The sequence below is a fragment of the Paenibacillus sp. FSL R10-2748 genome (assembly GCF_038005565.1).
GTDB lineage: Bacteria > Bacillota > Bacilli > Paenibacillales > Paenibacillaceae > Paenibacillus > Paenibacillus polymyxa_B.
Genome location: NZ_JBBOTK010000009.1, coordinates 69,435 through 83,783, shown reverse-complemented (window position 1 = coordinate 83,783; position 14,349 = coordinate 69,435). Strand labels below are relative to the sequence as shown.

The 14,349-nt window shown below is 44.4% G+C and carries 15 protein-coding genes; 6 read left to right on the top strand and 9 right to left on the bottom strand.

The genetic code is table 11. The features are described from left to right. Positions 1-323: 323 nt before the first annotated feature. The 3 genes from ribD to NSS66_RS22530 all read right to left on the bottom strand — a co-directional run bounded on the left by ribD (position 324) and on the right by NSS66_RS22530 (position 3,360). Positions 324-1,424, bottom strand: coding sequence for a bifunctional diaminohydroxyphosphoribosylaminopyrimidine deaminase/5-amino-6-(5-phosphoribosylamino)uracil reductase RibD (gene ribD, locus NSS66_RS22540; RefSeq protein WP_068938282.1), 1,101 nt, complete (start codon positions 1,422-1,424; stop codon positions 324-326). Further along, the gene (locus NSS66_RS22535) at positions 1,421-2,185 is read right to left on the bottom strand and encodes a GTP cyclohydrolase II (RefSeq protein WP_023990390.1); all 765 of its coding nucleotides are present in this window, start codon (positions 2,183-2,185) and stop codon (positions 1,421-1,423) included. Before NSS66_RS22535 ends, ribD begins: the two co-directional genes overlap by 4 nt. 68 nt (positions 2,186-2,253) lie before the next feature. After that, on the bottom strand, positions 2,254-3,360 hold the full coding sequence (locus tag NSS66_RS22530; protein ID WP_340959819.1) for an FAD-dependent monooxygenase: 1,107 nt from the start codon (positions 3,358-3,360) through the stop codon (positions 2,254-2,256). Between the two features lie 268 nt (positions 3,361-3,628). Between NSS66_RS22530 and NSS66_RS22525 the strand changes: the two genes are divergently transcribed. Then, complete coding sequence (locus NSS66_RS22525; protein ID WP_023990392.1) at positions 3,629-3,964, top strand: winged helix-turn-helix transcriptional regulator; 336 nt, start codon at positions 3,629-3,631, stop codon at positions 3,962-3,964. A 170-nt stretch (positions 3,965-4,134) separates the two neighbouring features. Here NSS66_RS22525 and NSS66_RS22520 read toward each other — a convergent pair whose 3' ends face one another. Next, a complete protein-coding gene (locus NSS66_RS22520; RefSeq protein ID WP_013312050.1) occupies positions 4,135-4,527 on the bottom strand; it encodes a winged helix-turn-helix transcriptional regulator in 393 nt (130 codons plus the stop codon). A gap of 149 nt (positions 4,528-4,676) precedes the next feature. On the opposite strand from NSS66_RS22520, the gene NSS66_RS22515 reads away from it, so the two are divergent. Both NSS66_RS22515 and NSS66_RS22510 read left to right on the top strand, forming a co-directional pair. Beyond that, complete coding sequence (locus NSS66_RS22515) at positions 4,677-5,195, top strand: DJ-1/PfpI family protein (protein ID WP_340959817.1); 519 nt, start codon at positions 4,677-4,679, stop codon at positions 5,193-5,195. 194 nt (positions 5,196-5,389) lie between these two features. Beyond that, positions 5,390-6,091 (top strand): YoaK family protein, encoded by a 702-nt coding sequence (locus tag NSS66_RS22510; RefSeq protein WP_023990394.1) that lies wholly within the window; start codon positions 5,390-5,392, stop codon positions 6,089-6,091. A gap of 12 nt (positions 6,092-6,103) precedes the next feature. On the opposite strand, the gene NSS66_RS22505 is transcribed toward NSS66_RS22510, so the two are convergent. The 4 genes from NSS66_RS22505 to NSS66_RS22490 all read right to left on the bottom strand — a co-directional run bounded on the left by NSS66_RS22505 (position 6,104) and on the right by NSS66_RS22490 (position 10,098). Continuing rightward, positions 6,104-7,279 (bottom strand): alanyl-tRNA editing protein, encoded by a 1,176-nt coding sequence (locus NSS66_RS22505; protein WP_023990395.1) that lies wholly within the window; start codon positions 7,277-7,279, stop codon positions 6,104-6,106. 331 nt (positions 7,280-7,610) lie between these two features. Further along, positions 7,611-8,042, bottom strand: coding sequence for a universal stress protein (locus NSS66_RS22500; protein WP_023990396.1), 432 nt, complete (start codon positions 8,040-8,042; stop codon positions 7,611-7,613). A gap of 2 nt (positions 8,043-8,044) precedes the next feature. Beyond that, complete coding sequence (locus NSS66_RS22495) at positions 8,045-9,280, bottom strand: CynX/NimT family MFS transporter (protein ID WP_028541778.1); 1,236 nt, start codon at positions 9,278-9,280, stop codon at positions 8,045-8,047. Between the two features lie 251 nt (positions 9,281-9,531). Next, positions 9,532-10,098, bottom strand: coding sequence for a helix-turn-helix domain-containing protein (locus NSS66_RS22490; RefSeq protein ID WP_340959816.1), 567 nt, complete (start codon positions 10,096-10,098; stop codon positions 9,532-9,534). A 335-nt stretch (positions 10,099-10,433) separates the two neighbouring features. Here NSS66_RS22490 and NSS66_RS22485 point away from each other — a divergent pair, with 335 nt between their 5' ends. From NSS66_RS22485 to NSS66_RS22475, 3 genes are all read left to right on the top strand, one after another. Beyond that, positions 10,434-10,967 (top strand): MarR family winged helix-turn-helix transcriptional regulator, encoded by a 534-nt coding sequence (locus tag NSS66_RS22485; RefSeq protein ID WP_023990399.1) that lies wholly within the window; start codon positions 10,434-10,436, stop codon positions 10,965-10,967. A 134-nt stretch (positions 10,968-11,101) separates the two neighbouring features. Continuing rightward, positions 11,102-12,421, top strand: coding sequence for an HlyD family secretion protein (locus NSS66_RS22480; RefSeq protein WP_340959815.1), 1,320 nt, complete (start codon positions 11,102-11,104; stop codon positions 12,419-12,421). Next, positions 12,405-13,655, top strand: a complete 1,251-nt coding sequence (locus NSS66_RS22475) for an ABC transporter permease (protein WP_028541777.1) — start codon at positions 12,405-12,407, stop codon at positions 13,653-13,655. Before NSS66_RS22480 ends, NSS66_RS22475 begins: the two co-directional genes overlap by 17 nt. Positions 13,656-13,777: 122 nt before the next feature. Here NSS66_RS22475 and NSS66_RS22470 read toward each other — a convergent pair whose 3' ends face one another. After that, positions 13,778-14,338 (bottom strand): NAD(P)H oxidoreductase, encoded by a 561-nt coding sequence (locus NSS66_RS22470; RefSeq protein WP_028541776.1) that lies wholly within the window; start codon positions 14,336-14,338, stop codon positions 13,778-13,780. Between the last annotated feature and the right edge of the window lie 11 nt (positions 14,339-14,349).

Below are 14,349 nucleotides of genomic sequence, written 5' to 3'. Positions count from 1 at the left end.
CCCTTCAGATTCTCTGTTCTTTTAAGTATATAAGCTTTTGAGCTTTTGAGCTTTTGAGCTTTTGAGCTTTTGAGCTTTTGAGCTTTTGAGCTTTTGAGCTTTTGAGTCCTTTTGCCTTTCCCATGCTCCACACCATTTCGAAAAAATGAGTGACTTTGCGGTGGGCAGTAGCGGAGCGAAGGGGTTGAATCTGGAGAAGCGTAAGCGTTCTTTGCAGTGGGATTCTTACCTTTAAATGTCTTATACAATCCGAAGAATCCCACTGCAACAGCGATCGGAAGATCAACCCCTTAGTGGAGTGCCTTCTCCCCCGCAAACAACACTCATTTTTCCCGCTCAAAATACCCTTCTAGTTTCCAGTCTACACCAACCTGTGTCACGCTCAAATCATGCAATGCCACCGCATCGCTCATCGCAGACACGCCCTCTCCCCCGAGAAATCCCGGGGCTGCGCGTCCTCCAACCAGCTTTGGTGCCATGTACAGCACCAGCTTGTCTGCCAGCCCTTGCTGCACGAAGGAAGCGTTCACCTCGGCTCCGCCTTCTACGAACACTGATGACACCTCCGCTGCCCCCAGAATATCCAGCATTTGCGGCAGGTTAACCCGATCGCTGTTTTCATCCTGAGTCGGAAATATCTTTACACCTAGCTGTTCCAACTGGCTACGCTTGCCTTCATCATAAGCGCGTCCTGTGAATATCCAGGTAGGCGCCTCCCCATCTGTAATGACACGGGCATCCAATGGAATTCGAAGCTTGCTATCCAAAATGATACGAATCGGATTCCGTCCTTCTGGTAGACGAGTCGTAAGCTGAGGATTATCGTGAATCACCGTCTGTACACCGACCAGGATTCCCACATGCTCGTTACGAAGACGATGCACATCCTCCCGTGCAGCCTCAGATGTAATCCATTTGCTTTCCGAGGTCCGGGTTGCAATTTTACCGTCCAGTGTTACTGCCGATTTGATCGTAATAAAAGGACGCTTGCTCACAATATATTGATTGAACACTTCATTCATGCGGATGGATTCCTGCTCACATACTCCGACAATGACCTCAATGCCCGCATCTTTCAAAATCTGTACCCCTCTGCCGGAAACCAGCGGGTTCGGGTCCAGCGCTGCAACCACCACCCGACGAATGCCTGCCTTCACAATGGCTTCCGCGCACGGGCCTGTCCGACCGTGATGAGAACACGGCTCCAGCGTTACGTAAATTGTCGCTCCCTGAGCGTGTTCACCCGCCATACGCAACGCATGAATCTCGGCATGTGGCTCGCCGGGCTTCAGATGAGCGCCGATCCCAACGATACGACCGTTGTTGACAATGACTGATCCGACGAGCGGATTCGGTTCTGTTTGCCCTTTAGCACTTCTGGCATTTTCCAGTGCCAGGCGCATATATTTTTCGTGAGTGGTCATAGAACCTCCCTGAGATCGGAATCCCGCAAATGGCCGGATCGTTCCACTTTTGTATTCAAATACCGTTCATTATATTGCGACACATCGCCCCAGAGCGGCATGCGACCCGCCACATTCATACCCGATTTCTTCAAGGCATCCAGTTTTTTGGGATTATTTGTGATCAGGGTTACCGGTTTTTGTCTCAGGTGACGGAGCACACTAATGGCGTCTGCATAGTTGCGGGTATCATCTTCAAAACCCAATTGGTGGTTGGCTTCTACAGTATCCATGCCTTCTTCCTGCAGAATATAAGCCATTGCTTTACTAAACAAACCGATTCCGCGGCCTTCATGGTTAGCCAGATAGAACAATGCACCCGTTCCATGTTCCACAATCATTTTCATGGACTGATGGAGTTGAAATCCGCAATCACAACGCTTGCTACCAAAAATATCTCCAGTATGGCAAATACTATGCATGCGAACTAATGCATTTTCCGACTGTTGAAGATCGCCATACACCAAAACGCTTGACTGTTGTCCCTCTGCCAAATCCAGTGTGGACAATCGCTTCACAATCGTCTCAGCGGTGGCATTCAGTAAGTCCTGACGATCTTCCTCATCCCGTACAGGCAACCAGCAGTACCACTGAAAAACAACCGTTTCTCCTTCCAAATTAACTGGTAGCTTGATCGGTCCTACTAAAATCGTCGAAGATTGCTCTCCGCGAACGGTTTGAATTTTATCGTTAAGTAGCGTAGCTACATCTTTTTGGTTCATCTCTCTGCACCATCCTTTATATAAACTCTATATATGAAAATTCCGGTAATTCATGTTGTTGTCAGGATTTATATCCTTTGATTATCGGCTTGTAAGAAATGTTCATGAAACGTGGATTCCATCGTCAGCTGCCGTCCCTGAAGCTCGGTGACAGCCTGTCGCCGTCCGTCTTCGAACGCCTTTAGGTCTCCTGCGGTATAGCTCTTCTGTCGTAAACGAAGAAGCTCACTGGCTAGCACATCGGCATCCTTTAACGCTGCATTCAAGCCAAAAGCTCCGGTAGGTGTCATGGTATGCGCCGCATCTCCAATAAGGACCAGTCCGTTCTGCGCCCAGGTGTCACTGCGACTGCTGAAAATATCCAACGGTACGAAGTCCTTCCATGAACGAATGTGATCATGCACACTATGCTTCAAATCCGGAAAAGCCTCGGTAAACCGTTGTATAAATGGTTCAAAAGATTGCTTAAACAGGGTTGGAAAGCTACCCTTCTCCACATTCCAGCCAATTTGAATATAGCCCTCAGCCTGCGAGAATAAAGCCAACTGCCCTCCGTTGACTCGTGCCAGACGAGTGACGGGCTCCCACCCAGCAGGTGCTGTGATTTTCGCCCATAGCAGATCATAGCCGTGTCGAATGTTTGTCACAGGCATCTGCGCCAGCTTGCGCACAGTCGAATAGCGACCGTCTGCCCCTACAATCAACGAACTGTCAATCGTGATCTCATGACCGTTCTTATCGCGGGCGGCCAAGCCCGTGTACCCCTGCTCGCTGTTACCTTCCAAGGTAGTCACAGTTGTACCCGTCAGGTAACGGAAGGACTCGTAGGTTAACGCCTGCTTGAGCAGAGCCTCCAAAAATCGAGGCTGTGGAATATGAACCCCCACATTACCATCTACTGATGCTGGCTTGACCGTCTTCACTTGCTGCTGATGCTCCCAATATTCGATTCTTGTAGAGGCGAGAACATAGTCCTTATGAATTTGTTCGAACAGCTTATGCTTTTGGATCACTTCCTGACCCTCATCATTCAAGATTTCACCGCGGAAAGCCTTTCCCGCTATGCTCTGCTGCTCAATCAATATCGTGGATACACCCTGCGCCGCCAGTAGACAGGACAACAAAGTTCCTGCGGGTCCCCCTCCAACTACGCACACTTCACATTCCAACTTCATCTGACTTCCCCCTACGCCCAAACCATCACCATAACGATTAGTTCGTATCTGTTCATTTAATTACATCATTAATAATATCAAAAATAATATCAAATTAAGTTCAAATTTTAAGTATTCATATCTCAAGCTCCGTATCAAAGCCAACAAGTTACTTTATGTAACAAAGTATATTTATATCACACCATTTCGTCAAGTAATAAATTTATGTAAAGTAAAATCATTTACTTTTAACAGTGGATCGTTAATAATAGGAGCATGAGGTGATCACATGAACATTCCGCAGATGTGCCCACGGTTTGAAAAAGCTATGGAGCTACTGAGTAAGCGTTGGACGGTGTTGATCGTATTTCAACTAACCAATGGTCCGCAACGTTTCGTCGCTATTGAGAATTCAATCCCTAATTTAAGTGGAAAGGTCCTTTCCGACCGTCTAAAAGAGCTGGAGGAAGAAGGAATCATACAACGTATGGTTTATCCTGAGAAACCTGTACGGATTGAATACTCTCTTACAGATAAGGGACGCGATTTAGCTCCTTTGTTTGACCATATCGGTACTTGGGCTACACGCTGGATTGAGGTTCTACCAGCACTTGAAAAGCAATGATCCATATGGGCTACAGCTATTTTTCCTAAACTAACATGATAAAAACACACAGACTGCTAACATGCCAAAGAACGCCTTTGCTCTAAGTACAATTTGTACTCATAGTGCAAGGCGTTCTATTTTTCATATGAAGGAACTTTATTGATTCACCTACATATCGATTCCATTATTTAAACGTTTCCCTCACCGCTGCGTTGCATTTCCTCACGAATGGATTGCACCCGTTTTTTCCCCCAGTCATACATCATCTCCACAATGGGCAAAATCGTCATCCCCAGTTCAGTCATCGAATACTCCACCTTTGGAGGTACCTCGGGATACACTTCCCGGTGCACAATACCGTCCTCCATCAACTCCCGCAGCTGATTGGTCAGCACTTTATGCGACAGCTTCGGAAACAGCCTTTGCAGGTCACTGAAACGGTGCGCCCCTTCTACACCCAGATGCCATAAAATGACGACCTTCCACTTTCCGCTTAAGACCGAAAGGGTCAGTTCCTTTTCGCAGTTATAGTCTCCGTTGACGATCTTCTCCCGTATTTCTTCTCTTAGCGTATCGGACATATATCAATTAACTCCTTCTAAATCATCATGGTCTTGCACTCTAATAGTAACCTGCAGGTAACCTCCGTACTTGAAAGTGCATTCTTCACAGCCTGACGATGCCATCCTACAATAGTAGGTAACGTTACACATTCAAGGAGGAATGAAGTATGAGTAAAAAAGCCCTTTTTATTATACCCCCAGAGCGCTTTAATGAGGATGAATTATTTAAACCGAAGGAAGCGCTGGAGCAAGCAGGCGTTACTGTTACGCTAGCTAGTACAAAAACCGGCGAAATCACGGGTGACTACAACGGTAAAGCGACAGCTGATCTTGTTTTTACTGACGCTGTGCTGGCTGATTATGATGTGGTATCTGTGATCGGCGGATCAGGAACGAATGACTATCTTTGGAATAACGCGGATCTCCAAGCTCTGCTGAAACAAACTCATGAGCAAAAGAAACTATTGGCTGGCATCTGCGCAGGTTCTGTAGCCGTGGCTCAAACTGGACTGCTCTCCGGCAGAACGGCTACATGTTATCCTGTGGATGTACAAAAGGACCAGCTCCAATCGCATCAAGCCGAATATGTGGCACAGCATGTCGTTGAGCATAGCGACATTATTACAGCCGACGGTCCAGATGGTGCACAGGACTTCGGCGCAGCACTTGTCAAAGCCCTGCAATAAGCACATCTTTGAGGTTCTAGGTGGGCACTTTAAACAGCACTCCAAAAAGCCGCATCGCGTCCTTTCTTTTGTATGGGACCCGATGCGGCTTCTTTGTGCCATTTTCATGCTTAAGTGATTAATTTAATTGTATGGTCCTGGATTTTCGTGTTAGCTTTAAAGAATCGACGTTTAGTATAGGAGGCTTATATGCCGTGTTTATGAAAGGCAAAATCCATTTACATCAGGTAACGTCCGAATCGTTGCGACTGGGCGCCTTACTATCATTAGTAGGGGGCTTTTTGGACACATATACCTTTGTTGGAAGAGGCGGTGTTTTCGCCAACGCACAGACAGGCAATATCGTGCTGCTGGCTGTTAAAGTCATTCAGGGGCACTGGATTCAGGCATTATCCTATATCCCGCCTCTGATCGCCTTTTCACTGGGGGTTTTTGTTGCTGAAGGGATTAAACGCAAATCAACCCACCGTTTAACTCCAGACTGGACCCGCGCAATTCTTTTACTGGAAATCGCGATTTTTTTCATCGTGGGATTGATTCCGCAAGGAGTTCCCAATACGGTAGTAGTGGTGATCGTCTCATTCGTCGCTTCCGTGCAAATGACTTCCTTCCGCAAGCTCATTGATGTGCCGTACACCTCCACGGTCAGCACCGGTAACCTTCGATCAGCTATCGAGGCTGTGTATGTCGCTGTAACGACCAAGGACACGAACGCTGCCATTCGAGCGATGCGTTATGGTGTCATCCTGGCTGCCTTCTTGGTAGGAGCCTTGCTGGGGGGATTTCTGACTTTGACGATTGGGGATAAAGCCGTTTGGGGCGCTGTTGTTGCACTTATTTTTTCTTTTATTTTATTTACAGAAGAGGAAAAGTGGAAGCTGCCGCTTCGTCACTAATCCTCCATTACATCAGCCCTGAATGAACTGCCGCTGGGCCGTTTCGAAGAAATTCAAGAGGTCATTGCGGGACGAAAATGCTGCCTGCGCAGATTGGTTGCTACCGCCCCCTTTGCCCTGAAACGCGCCCAGATTTTCCTTTAAATACGCTCCGCAGCTAATGGAATGGGTACCATTATGTGCCAGAATGATTTTGTTTTCGGCTGTTGTGGCAAATAAAACAAGCAGATCATGCTCAGCGGTCAGCTTGGCAGCCAATTGCTGCATCTCCTGAATGGATTTTTGTTCAAATACATGAGCAAGAACATGCCCCTGTACAGCAGACAGCAACTCTTTCGCCTGGTACGATGCATTTTCCTCTTGCAAGAACTCCACTTGCGCCTTGAGCTGCTTATGCTCCTGCTCCCACTTTTCGAATCGAGTCAAAATATCCTTTCGTCCAGTATTGAACTTCGTAGATAACACGTCCAAAATCCGAACACTCTCATTAAAGTCCTGGAGTGCGCGAGCACCACATTTGAAATGGATTCTCGCCATCCCTTTTTGCTTTTCCCATTTCAAGCATTTAATCATTCCAATTTCCCCGGTCTGAGCTACATGTGTACCGCCGCAAGCATTATATTCAATGCCCTCGATCTCGACAATCCGAATATTTTCCGTCACTTTGGGCGTTTTCACCAGCGGAATATCCTTCAATTGCTCACTGGTTACAAAAAAACTTTTTATGTTGCGATTACTATAGATTTGCTGATTTACTTCCTGTTCGATTGCCGATAGCTGCGCAGGTGTTACATCCGAACAGTTCACATCAATCGTGGCATATTCTTGTCCCAGATGAAAGCTTTCAGTACGCGCACCCAACAACTCCAGACAAACCGCTGACAGCAAATGCTGCCCGCTATGCTGCTGCATATGATCAAATCTGCGCTCCCAATCCAATTGGCAGGCTACTTTCCTATCCTCCGGCAAATGCTCTACCTGATGCCAAATATCCCCATCCTCGAGAACAACATCTAATACACGGACGCCCTGAATTGTTCCTGTATCACAAGGCTGGCCTCCGCCATGCGGATAAAAGGCCGTTTCCTCCAGCATAACCAAATATTTTCCGTCTCTTTCCATGCTCTGTGTAATATGAGTGTCCCACTCCGTAAGATTTGGAGCAGTGTAGTATAATTTTGTCGTCATTCCAGATTCCTCACTTTTAGGTTCTTTGTCTCGTAGGATATCCACTTATTATCAAGCACTTCATTGTAAATATCAATGTAGGGAAAAGCTTGAACCATGGCACGAACAACTGTAGAAAGAAAATAAAGTACTAGACTGGATATGTTGGTCCCACGCGACATTTCGAATTATAAAACCGTCAGATCTCGTAAAAAAAGTATTAGACTGGCCCCAGCTATAAAAACAGCGGCAGCCGTGGACGAGAAAATAAAGTCCTAGACTGTCGCTGTTTTATTGAACTAAAGTTCTCCGTTAGTATAACAATGCATCATCTTTACGGTTCCCGAAGGAGTTAATGCACAATGAGGACTGGGCAACTTGATAGCTGTGAAACCTTGTGGCTGACACTTCCAAGCATCATTTCTTTTATGCCACTTAGCCCACGGCTTCCAATAATAATGAGTTGCTGCTTGGAATCTCTTGCATAATTTAATATTTCATGTGCAGGATCTCCCTTAAGATGAAGTGTTTCCGGGTTAATCCCCGCAGATTCTAATTTGGATTTGGCTTGTTGCAACTGTTCCAAACTCGCTTTCTCCATTTCGTTCAATATTTCTTCCAAGAAATGCCCTGGTAAATATGTCATGCCATTCGATACATATTCCTGGCTGACATTAACCAAGGTAACTTGAGTTTGTTTGTTTCGAGCTATTTCAACGGTTGCATCGAGGAGTTTGTTCGTTATTTCAGCTTTATCAATTGCCACAATAATTTTGTCAAACATATTTATCGTCCTTTCCGTGGCAGCTCGTAACTATTTCGGCTACCTACAAAACGGTTTCTTGCTGCTCCTATACCGACTAAAAAGAGTAAGACCGAAGCGCCAAGCAGAATGAAAAGTGGCAGATTCCAACTATTTGTCGCATCATGCAGAAATCCTATAAGGGCAGGACCGATTGCGGCAAGAAGATATCCGATCGATTGCGCCATGCCAGACAGTTCCGCTGCTTGATGCGCATTTTCAGTACGTAAACCGAAAAACATCATGGACAAACTAAAGGCGCAGCCTCCACCAATTCCGAGTATTATAATCCACAACAGAATGATATTGGAGCTTCCGTATAGAAGTCCGAGCGTTCCCGTTAAAAGCAAAATGATTGTGATGACCACTAACAAACGTTGGCTAGACATGCGCCCAGCAATAACGGGGACAATAAAGGTAAATGGAAGCAGAGCTAACTGCATTATCGAGAGGTACCATCCTGATTGGTTTGAGCCAATTCCTTGCTGCTTTAAAATTTCAGGCAACCATGCGATCAACACATAGAAAACCATGGACTGTATACCCATAAACAAGGTTACTTGCCAGGCAAGAGGGGATCGCCAAACATTCACATCGTTGCTGGCCATCTGTTGACTCGTCGTGGTTGTTTGCTTCGTTTGATTTCTTAATTGGGGTAACCAACAGAGAATCGATACAAAGCTTAGAATCCCCCATATTCCCAATGCTCCCTGCCATTTTAGACCTGCGTTCACGGCTAGCGGTACACTGATTCCCGATGCGATTGCTCCAAATAAACTCATTGAAATTGAGTAAACACCTGTCATGGAGCCAATTTTATTTGGGATATCCCTTTTGATTAAACTTGGCAATAATACATTACATACGGCAATTGCGAATCCAAGAATTGCTGTCCCAATATATAGATTAGCTGCGCCAGATAAAGAACGTATTACAATGCCAACAGTCAGAACGATTAGGGCAATCAAAATGATACGTTCAATCCCATACCTTCGTCCAAATTTGGGTACTAGAGGTGATAATAAAGCAAAGGCAAGCAAAGGTAGCGTTGTTATCAGGCCTGCTACTGTATTTGAAATACGAACGTCATCCCTTATGAGACTCACTAAAGGACCGACTGAGGTTAAGGGAGCACGTAAATTAGCTGCAATAATAATAATGCCGAGAATTATCAGTCCTATAGAGGATGGTACGGCTTTTATATTTTGTTTGTTCGACATTCTTCATTTCTCCTTACTAAATTCATACGTAAAATTTGTTTCCTGCTGATTGAAAAACTATGAAATAACATCCGCGCGAACAATAAAAGTATATTATAATATATTATTTTTAACAATAATTATTTTGTAATATATTATTTTTAACAATAAGTATTTTATAACACACATTAACTCATCTAAAAACAAAAATACAACTCTGAATTCCCGTCATGGAATTCGGAGTTGTATTTAATAAGTGGAATTTTCGACTTTTAGAAACCATACTTTAAGGATATATGGAGCACTGTTTCGCTATTCGTACGATTGGTATAAGAGTGAGGACAATCTGCACGAAAACTGATCGTATCATATTGATTCAATGTGTAAATCTCTCCATTGACTTGAATTTCAATGGAACCAGTCATTACTGTCGCAATTTCAGTTGTATTCACATGATGACCTTCAGGGTGATACGAGCTATTCGGCTGTAAGTAAGCCCGACACATTTCAATATCGTTGCTTGCGTTTTTAAAGACCGGTTCAATGATCCAATTTTTTTGATCATTAGAAAACCGCAGTCCTTCGCCTGCTCGATACAAACTAACAGGGTCTTCTGATTTCAACAAAGCTAATAGCGGTAAAGATATGCCTCTTGAAATTTTCCATATAATCGCCAAAGTTGGATTTGTATCGCCACGTTCGATATTCCCCAGAGTAAGTTTGCTTACACCCGTTAATTCCGCTAAGTCGTCTAAGCTCATGTTTTTATCTTTTCTGTACTTTTTCAAGACACCGCCGATTTGTAATACAATTTGTTTTGATTCATCGATTTCATCCATTTGATATGCACCTCAACAAAAAACAATTATAGCTAGTATACTGTTTATCTAGACTCTTTTCCATACAATTAGTATGGGATGGTGGACTACACTCCTATGCAAAATTCTGACTTCTATGTAACTAATCTGCCAGTTAGCTTAATGAAGCATCGTCAGTCTAACACTTTATTTTTCAGTCTAATACTTTATTTTCTTTTTACAACAACCTCCATATAGTGAAAAATATACATGACGATTAACAAATTTTAGCTTGAAATTCATTTTTGAATAGATTAAGATTAGTCGGCTAACTAATTTGTTGATTGGAACATACTGTAAGAAGAAAGGAGAACCCTATGGATTTTGATTTACGGGACTTGCCCACTCGTGAGGCGCTGCAAGAATTTTCTAAGCGTATCCCCGAGATTGATGTAAGAGCGACAGAAGCTATGCTATTTTTTATGCGAGTATCTTCCAGTGTTTTTAAAGTCAGTTTTGAGGGCTTTGAGAAGTTCGGTATATCTCATGGAAAATTTTCAATATTAATTCTCCTGTACCGCAACATCCAAACAGGATTGCTGGCTACAGAGCTTGCGGAGAAAGTAGGAGTTAGCAAGCCTACCGTTACCGGTCTGCTTGACCGCCTGGAACGCGATGGGCTTACTATGAGATCCGTACACCCTTCCGACCGCCGTATGAGCATTGTTAAACTGACCGAACAAGGAACAGAAATGATGGAAAGACTGCTGCCTACACATTTCACAAGCACTTCCACACTGATGAGCCACCTATCCACCGATGAAAAAGAGCTGCTCCTGACATTACTCCAAAAAATAGAAAGCGGCATCCCTCAAGCAAAAGAGATATATAAAGCAGCAAAGCCAGAATAAGTTTTAATTTTGTGTTTTAGTTAGCCGACTAACTTTTTAATTATTAAATAAAAGAATAAATAAAATGTACATATCAGGATATTTATTCGAGTCTATGTTTAACTCATTTTATGAATGTAAGGAGCGTATTACTCATGAATCGCACACAAGTCGCCAGCCTCATCATCCCTGTCATTTCTATTGCCTGCCTTATCGGCGGGGGGTTCCTGCTTCAGACCAACGGACAAGATCAAGTCAATGCTTCTCGATCTGTTAAAGGCACAACACTAAATGCGGATAGCATTCATGTATCGTTTGAACAAGTAGGCGGCAAAATCCTGAACATCCCGGTAACAGAAGAAACTAAGGTGAAAAAAGGAACTGTCCTTATGACTTTGGATTCCAAAGATGTGGATCTGCAAATTGAGCAGCTGCGGACACAAATCGCCCAGTTCAATACGCAGATCAGCCAACAGCAACAATCCATCCATTTAGGGTATACACGAGCAGCAACTCAGGAAAAACAGGCACAGCTAGATATCGCGCAAGCTCAAGTGACTGAGAGTAAAAGTCAGGCCGCATTGCAGCGGGCACAAGCGGCTGAGCGTCAAGCCACTGCTGCGGAACAACAGGTCAATAACGGGACTCGGGATGAAGATGTTCAGCAGCAACGAATTGCCGTAGCCTCAGCCACCAAAAACGTTCAGACAGCGCAAACCAACTATAAGCGTAATAAAGCACTCTATGATGCAGGAAGTGCATCCAAAGCAGCGTTGGATGATGCCGAATCCTCTTTGACTTTAGCGACAAATCAGTTGAGCCAGCAAAAAGAGTCTCTTCAAAAGCTACTTCATGGTGCCACTTCTGAAGAACGTATGCAGGCCAGTGAACAGACGACACAAGCAGCCGTTTCGGTAAAACAAGCCGAGGAAGAAATTCGCGGTGCCCAATTGTCCGTCGATCGTTCCAAGACCCAACTGGAAACCATTCAGCAGAGTCGTCAACAGTTGGCAGATCAGAAGCTGGCTATTGACCTCTTAAAGCAACAAAAAGACACACAGGAAGTTCAGCTTAAAACGTTGCTGCTCAAAAAAGAACGCCTGGTGTTAAAAGCACCACAGGATGGCAAGGTTACTTCGATTAGTACCAAAGTCGGCGAAAATGTGGCGCAAGGGGCTCCTGTGATTACCCTGGAAACCAATGATTTATATTACGATCTCTATGTGAATGAAGAACAAGCGGGGAAATTCAAGGCCAATCAAGAAATTAAAACTCATATCTCTGGTCTCAATAAGGACCTGAAAGGTACGGTACGCTATGTAACTGCCGCACCACAATTCGCTAATGTGAAGATGTCCCGTGAAAAAGGAGAAGCAGATACCGCTACATTCCAGGTACGTGTATATGTAACAAGAGAAGCAGCTTTGCTACCAGGCATGACAGTTGAGGTGAATACAAATGAAATCTCTTCGTGATGAATGGTCGTATCTGGTTCACTCCAAGTATCCGATCATAGCTATCATCTTCCCGTTGATTGCCGTACTGGGGTATTCACTGTTGCTCCCAAGCAGCCAAATTAACGACGCTAACGTGGTAGTGGTGGATCAAGATAACACAGCTTACAGCCGTGAGTTCATTCAGAAAATAGATGCTTCCCCGTATATGAACGTAGCTGAGATTGTTTCGTATACGGACAACCCTGAACAGTATTTTTATCATGAGCAATATTTGGCTGTTATTTCCCTGCCGCATGGTTTAGAGGATAATCACAATCGTTCCCTTTCCAGCCGCGTGGGTCTCATTCTCGATAATACCAATGTTCAATCTATTACTTCGATTCGTACAGCTATGCAGGAAATTAGCGTTTCCGAGAATATGGAACTGTCTGTTCCAGCTATGTTGAAAACCGGGATGAACGCAGAACAGGCCCAAGGGGCCCTCAATGGTATCGCCTTGGAAGTGCGTTCCCTGTTTAATCCAACGAATGACTATCAGAATACGACGATACTTGCATTCACTTGTATGTTCTCTTTTATGATACTCAATATAAATAGCTTACCTCTGGTCGCTAGACTCCGGGTTTCCAAGAGGCTGGCTGCTGAGCTGCAAAATCCGTTCAACATACTACTGCGTGTGCTTCCTTATACGCTGTTTTCGACGGCTGGCTTAATCTTCTCTCTCGGGATGCTTAAAGTGTTTGGAGGAGGCCGTTTCGAGGCCAATCCGATTCTCTTTATAATTCCGGTTGTCCTGTATGTATTCGGTACCGTTTGTATCAATGTCCTGGTTGCATGGGGCGCTGCACATCCAGGAATAGCCATCGGCAGAATGGTGATGATACTCATGCCTGCTTTTGTTTTATCAGGGGCTGTTCTTTCCAGATCACTGTTTCCACCTTTAGCGATTCAAATCGGTGATTTCTTCCCCTTTGTATGGATGTACAAATTCCTTCGTACCATGGGTCTGCGTGGTGCACCTTTGCAAGAGATGCTTCCCGAACTCGGTTCTCTGTTACTATATGTGGGTGTACTCTCCATGCTGGTTATCGCCAGAGCACTGTGGGAAAAACAAAAGCTGGCCAAGCAAACTGCTGGCAATGCTTCTGAAAAGGGATCACCACATCCCGTTGTTCCAGCAAGCTCAACTGGCGGCGGGTTATCTATGCAAGGGGCACCATCAGCACCTATGCATGAGCCTATAAAAGGATAGAGTCTCGTCTATAAAATAAAAAAGGGTTAAGTGCCGTCTAACGAGCCTTAACCCTTTTTCAATAATCAGGATTTTGCAAAATTCTCAATAATATTAAATTGTCATTGTTATCAGAATAAAATTCACTTATATGCCCGACCTAATTGATAAGCGTGCTCCAGTAAACCTTCAATGTATTCTTTCGATTCGGACAAAGTATCATAGAAGAACTCCACCTTGGACTCTCTTACTCTTGCGTAACCAGCAATGGCTTTATTCAAATAATTAGTAACTAAATCGTGATATTCATACTTGATCAGATGTTCTTTCGTTCCTCCCGCCAAGCACAGCCACAAGACCTGTTTTGTCTTGAACTCCTCAAGTAAACCTATGTTCCACACTTTATCCAGGTACCCTTTTAGCATGGAAGGAACACTGTACCACCATAGAGGAAACACAAAGACCAGAGCATCCGCAGCAGCAATTCTGTCCATCTCTCTCCGTGTTTCAGGAGCATATTGTTTATGAGGCGTATTCCAATCCAGCTCATCTGCCGCGCTATATACCGGATTAAACCCATCCCGATACAAGTCCAAAATATCTACCTCGTGCTTATTCTCTTTCAATCCCTCTACAAAACGATTCATGACCGCAAGGGTAAGTGAATCTTCTCTAGGATGCGTGACGACCAATAGAACTTTCATGTATCCGTAAC

Excerpts from the sequence above, each read along its gene's own strand:
- NSS66_RS22485 (WP_023990399.1), top strand. The coding sequence starts at position 10,434 with ATGGATTTTGATTTACGGGACTTGCCCACTCGTGAGGCGCTGCAAGAA.
- NSS66_RS22470 (WP_028541776.1), bottom strand. The coding sequence starts at position 14,338 with ATGAAAGTTCTATTGGTCGTCACGCATCCTAGAGAAGATTCACTTACC.
- NSS66_RS22490 (WP_340959816.1), bottom strand. The coding sequence starts at position 10,098 with ATGGATGAAATCGATGAATCAAAACAAATTGTATTACAAATCGGCGGT.
- NSS66_RS22495 (WP_028541778.1), bottom strand. The coding sequence starts at position 9,280 with ATGTCGAACAAACAAAATATAAAAGCCGTACCATCCTCTATAGGACTG.
- NSS66_RS22475 (WP_028541777.1), top strand. The coding sequence starts at position 12,405 with ATGAAATCTCTTCGTGATGAATGGTCGTATCTGGTTCACTCCAAGTAT.
- NSS66_RS22500 (WP_023990396.1), bottom strand. The coding sequence starts at position 8,042 with ATGTTTGACAAAATTATTGTGGCAATTGATAAAGCTGAAATAACGAAC.
- NSS66_RS22535 (WP_023990390.1), bottom strand. The coding sequence starts at position 2,185 with ATGAACCAAAAAGATGTAGCTACGCTACTTAACGATAAAATTCAAACC.
- NSS66_RS22515 (WP_340959817.1), top strand. The coding sequence starts at position 4,677 with ATGAGTAAAAAAGCCCTTTTTATTATACCCCCAGAGCGCTTTAATGAG.
- NSS66_RS22530 (WP_340959819.1), bottom strand. The coding sequence starts at position 3,360 with ATGAAGTTGGAATGTGAAGTGTGCGTAGTTGGAGGGGGACCCGCAGGA.
- NSS66_RS22525 (WP_023990392.1), top strand. The coding sequence starts at position 3,629 with ATGAACATTCCGCAGATGTGCCCACGGTTTGAAAAAGCTATGGAGCTA.
- NSS66_RS22505 (WP_023990395.1), bottom strand. The coding sequence starts at position 7,279 with ATGACGACAAAATTATACTACACTGCTCCAAATCTTACGGAGTGGGAC.
- NSS66_RS22520 (WP_013312050.1), bottom strand. The coding sequence starts at position 4,527 with ATGTCCGATACGCTAAGAGAAGAAATACGGGAGAAGATCGTCAACGGA.
- NSS66_RS22480 (WP_340959815.1), top strand. The coding sequence starts at position 11,102 with ATGAATCGCACACAAGTCGCCAGCCTCATCATCCCTGTCATTTCTATT.
- ribD (WP_068938282.1), bottom strand. The coding sequence starts at position 1,424 with ATGACCACTCACGAAAAATATATGCGCCTGGCACTGGAAAATGCCAGA.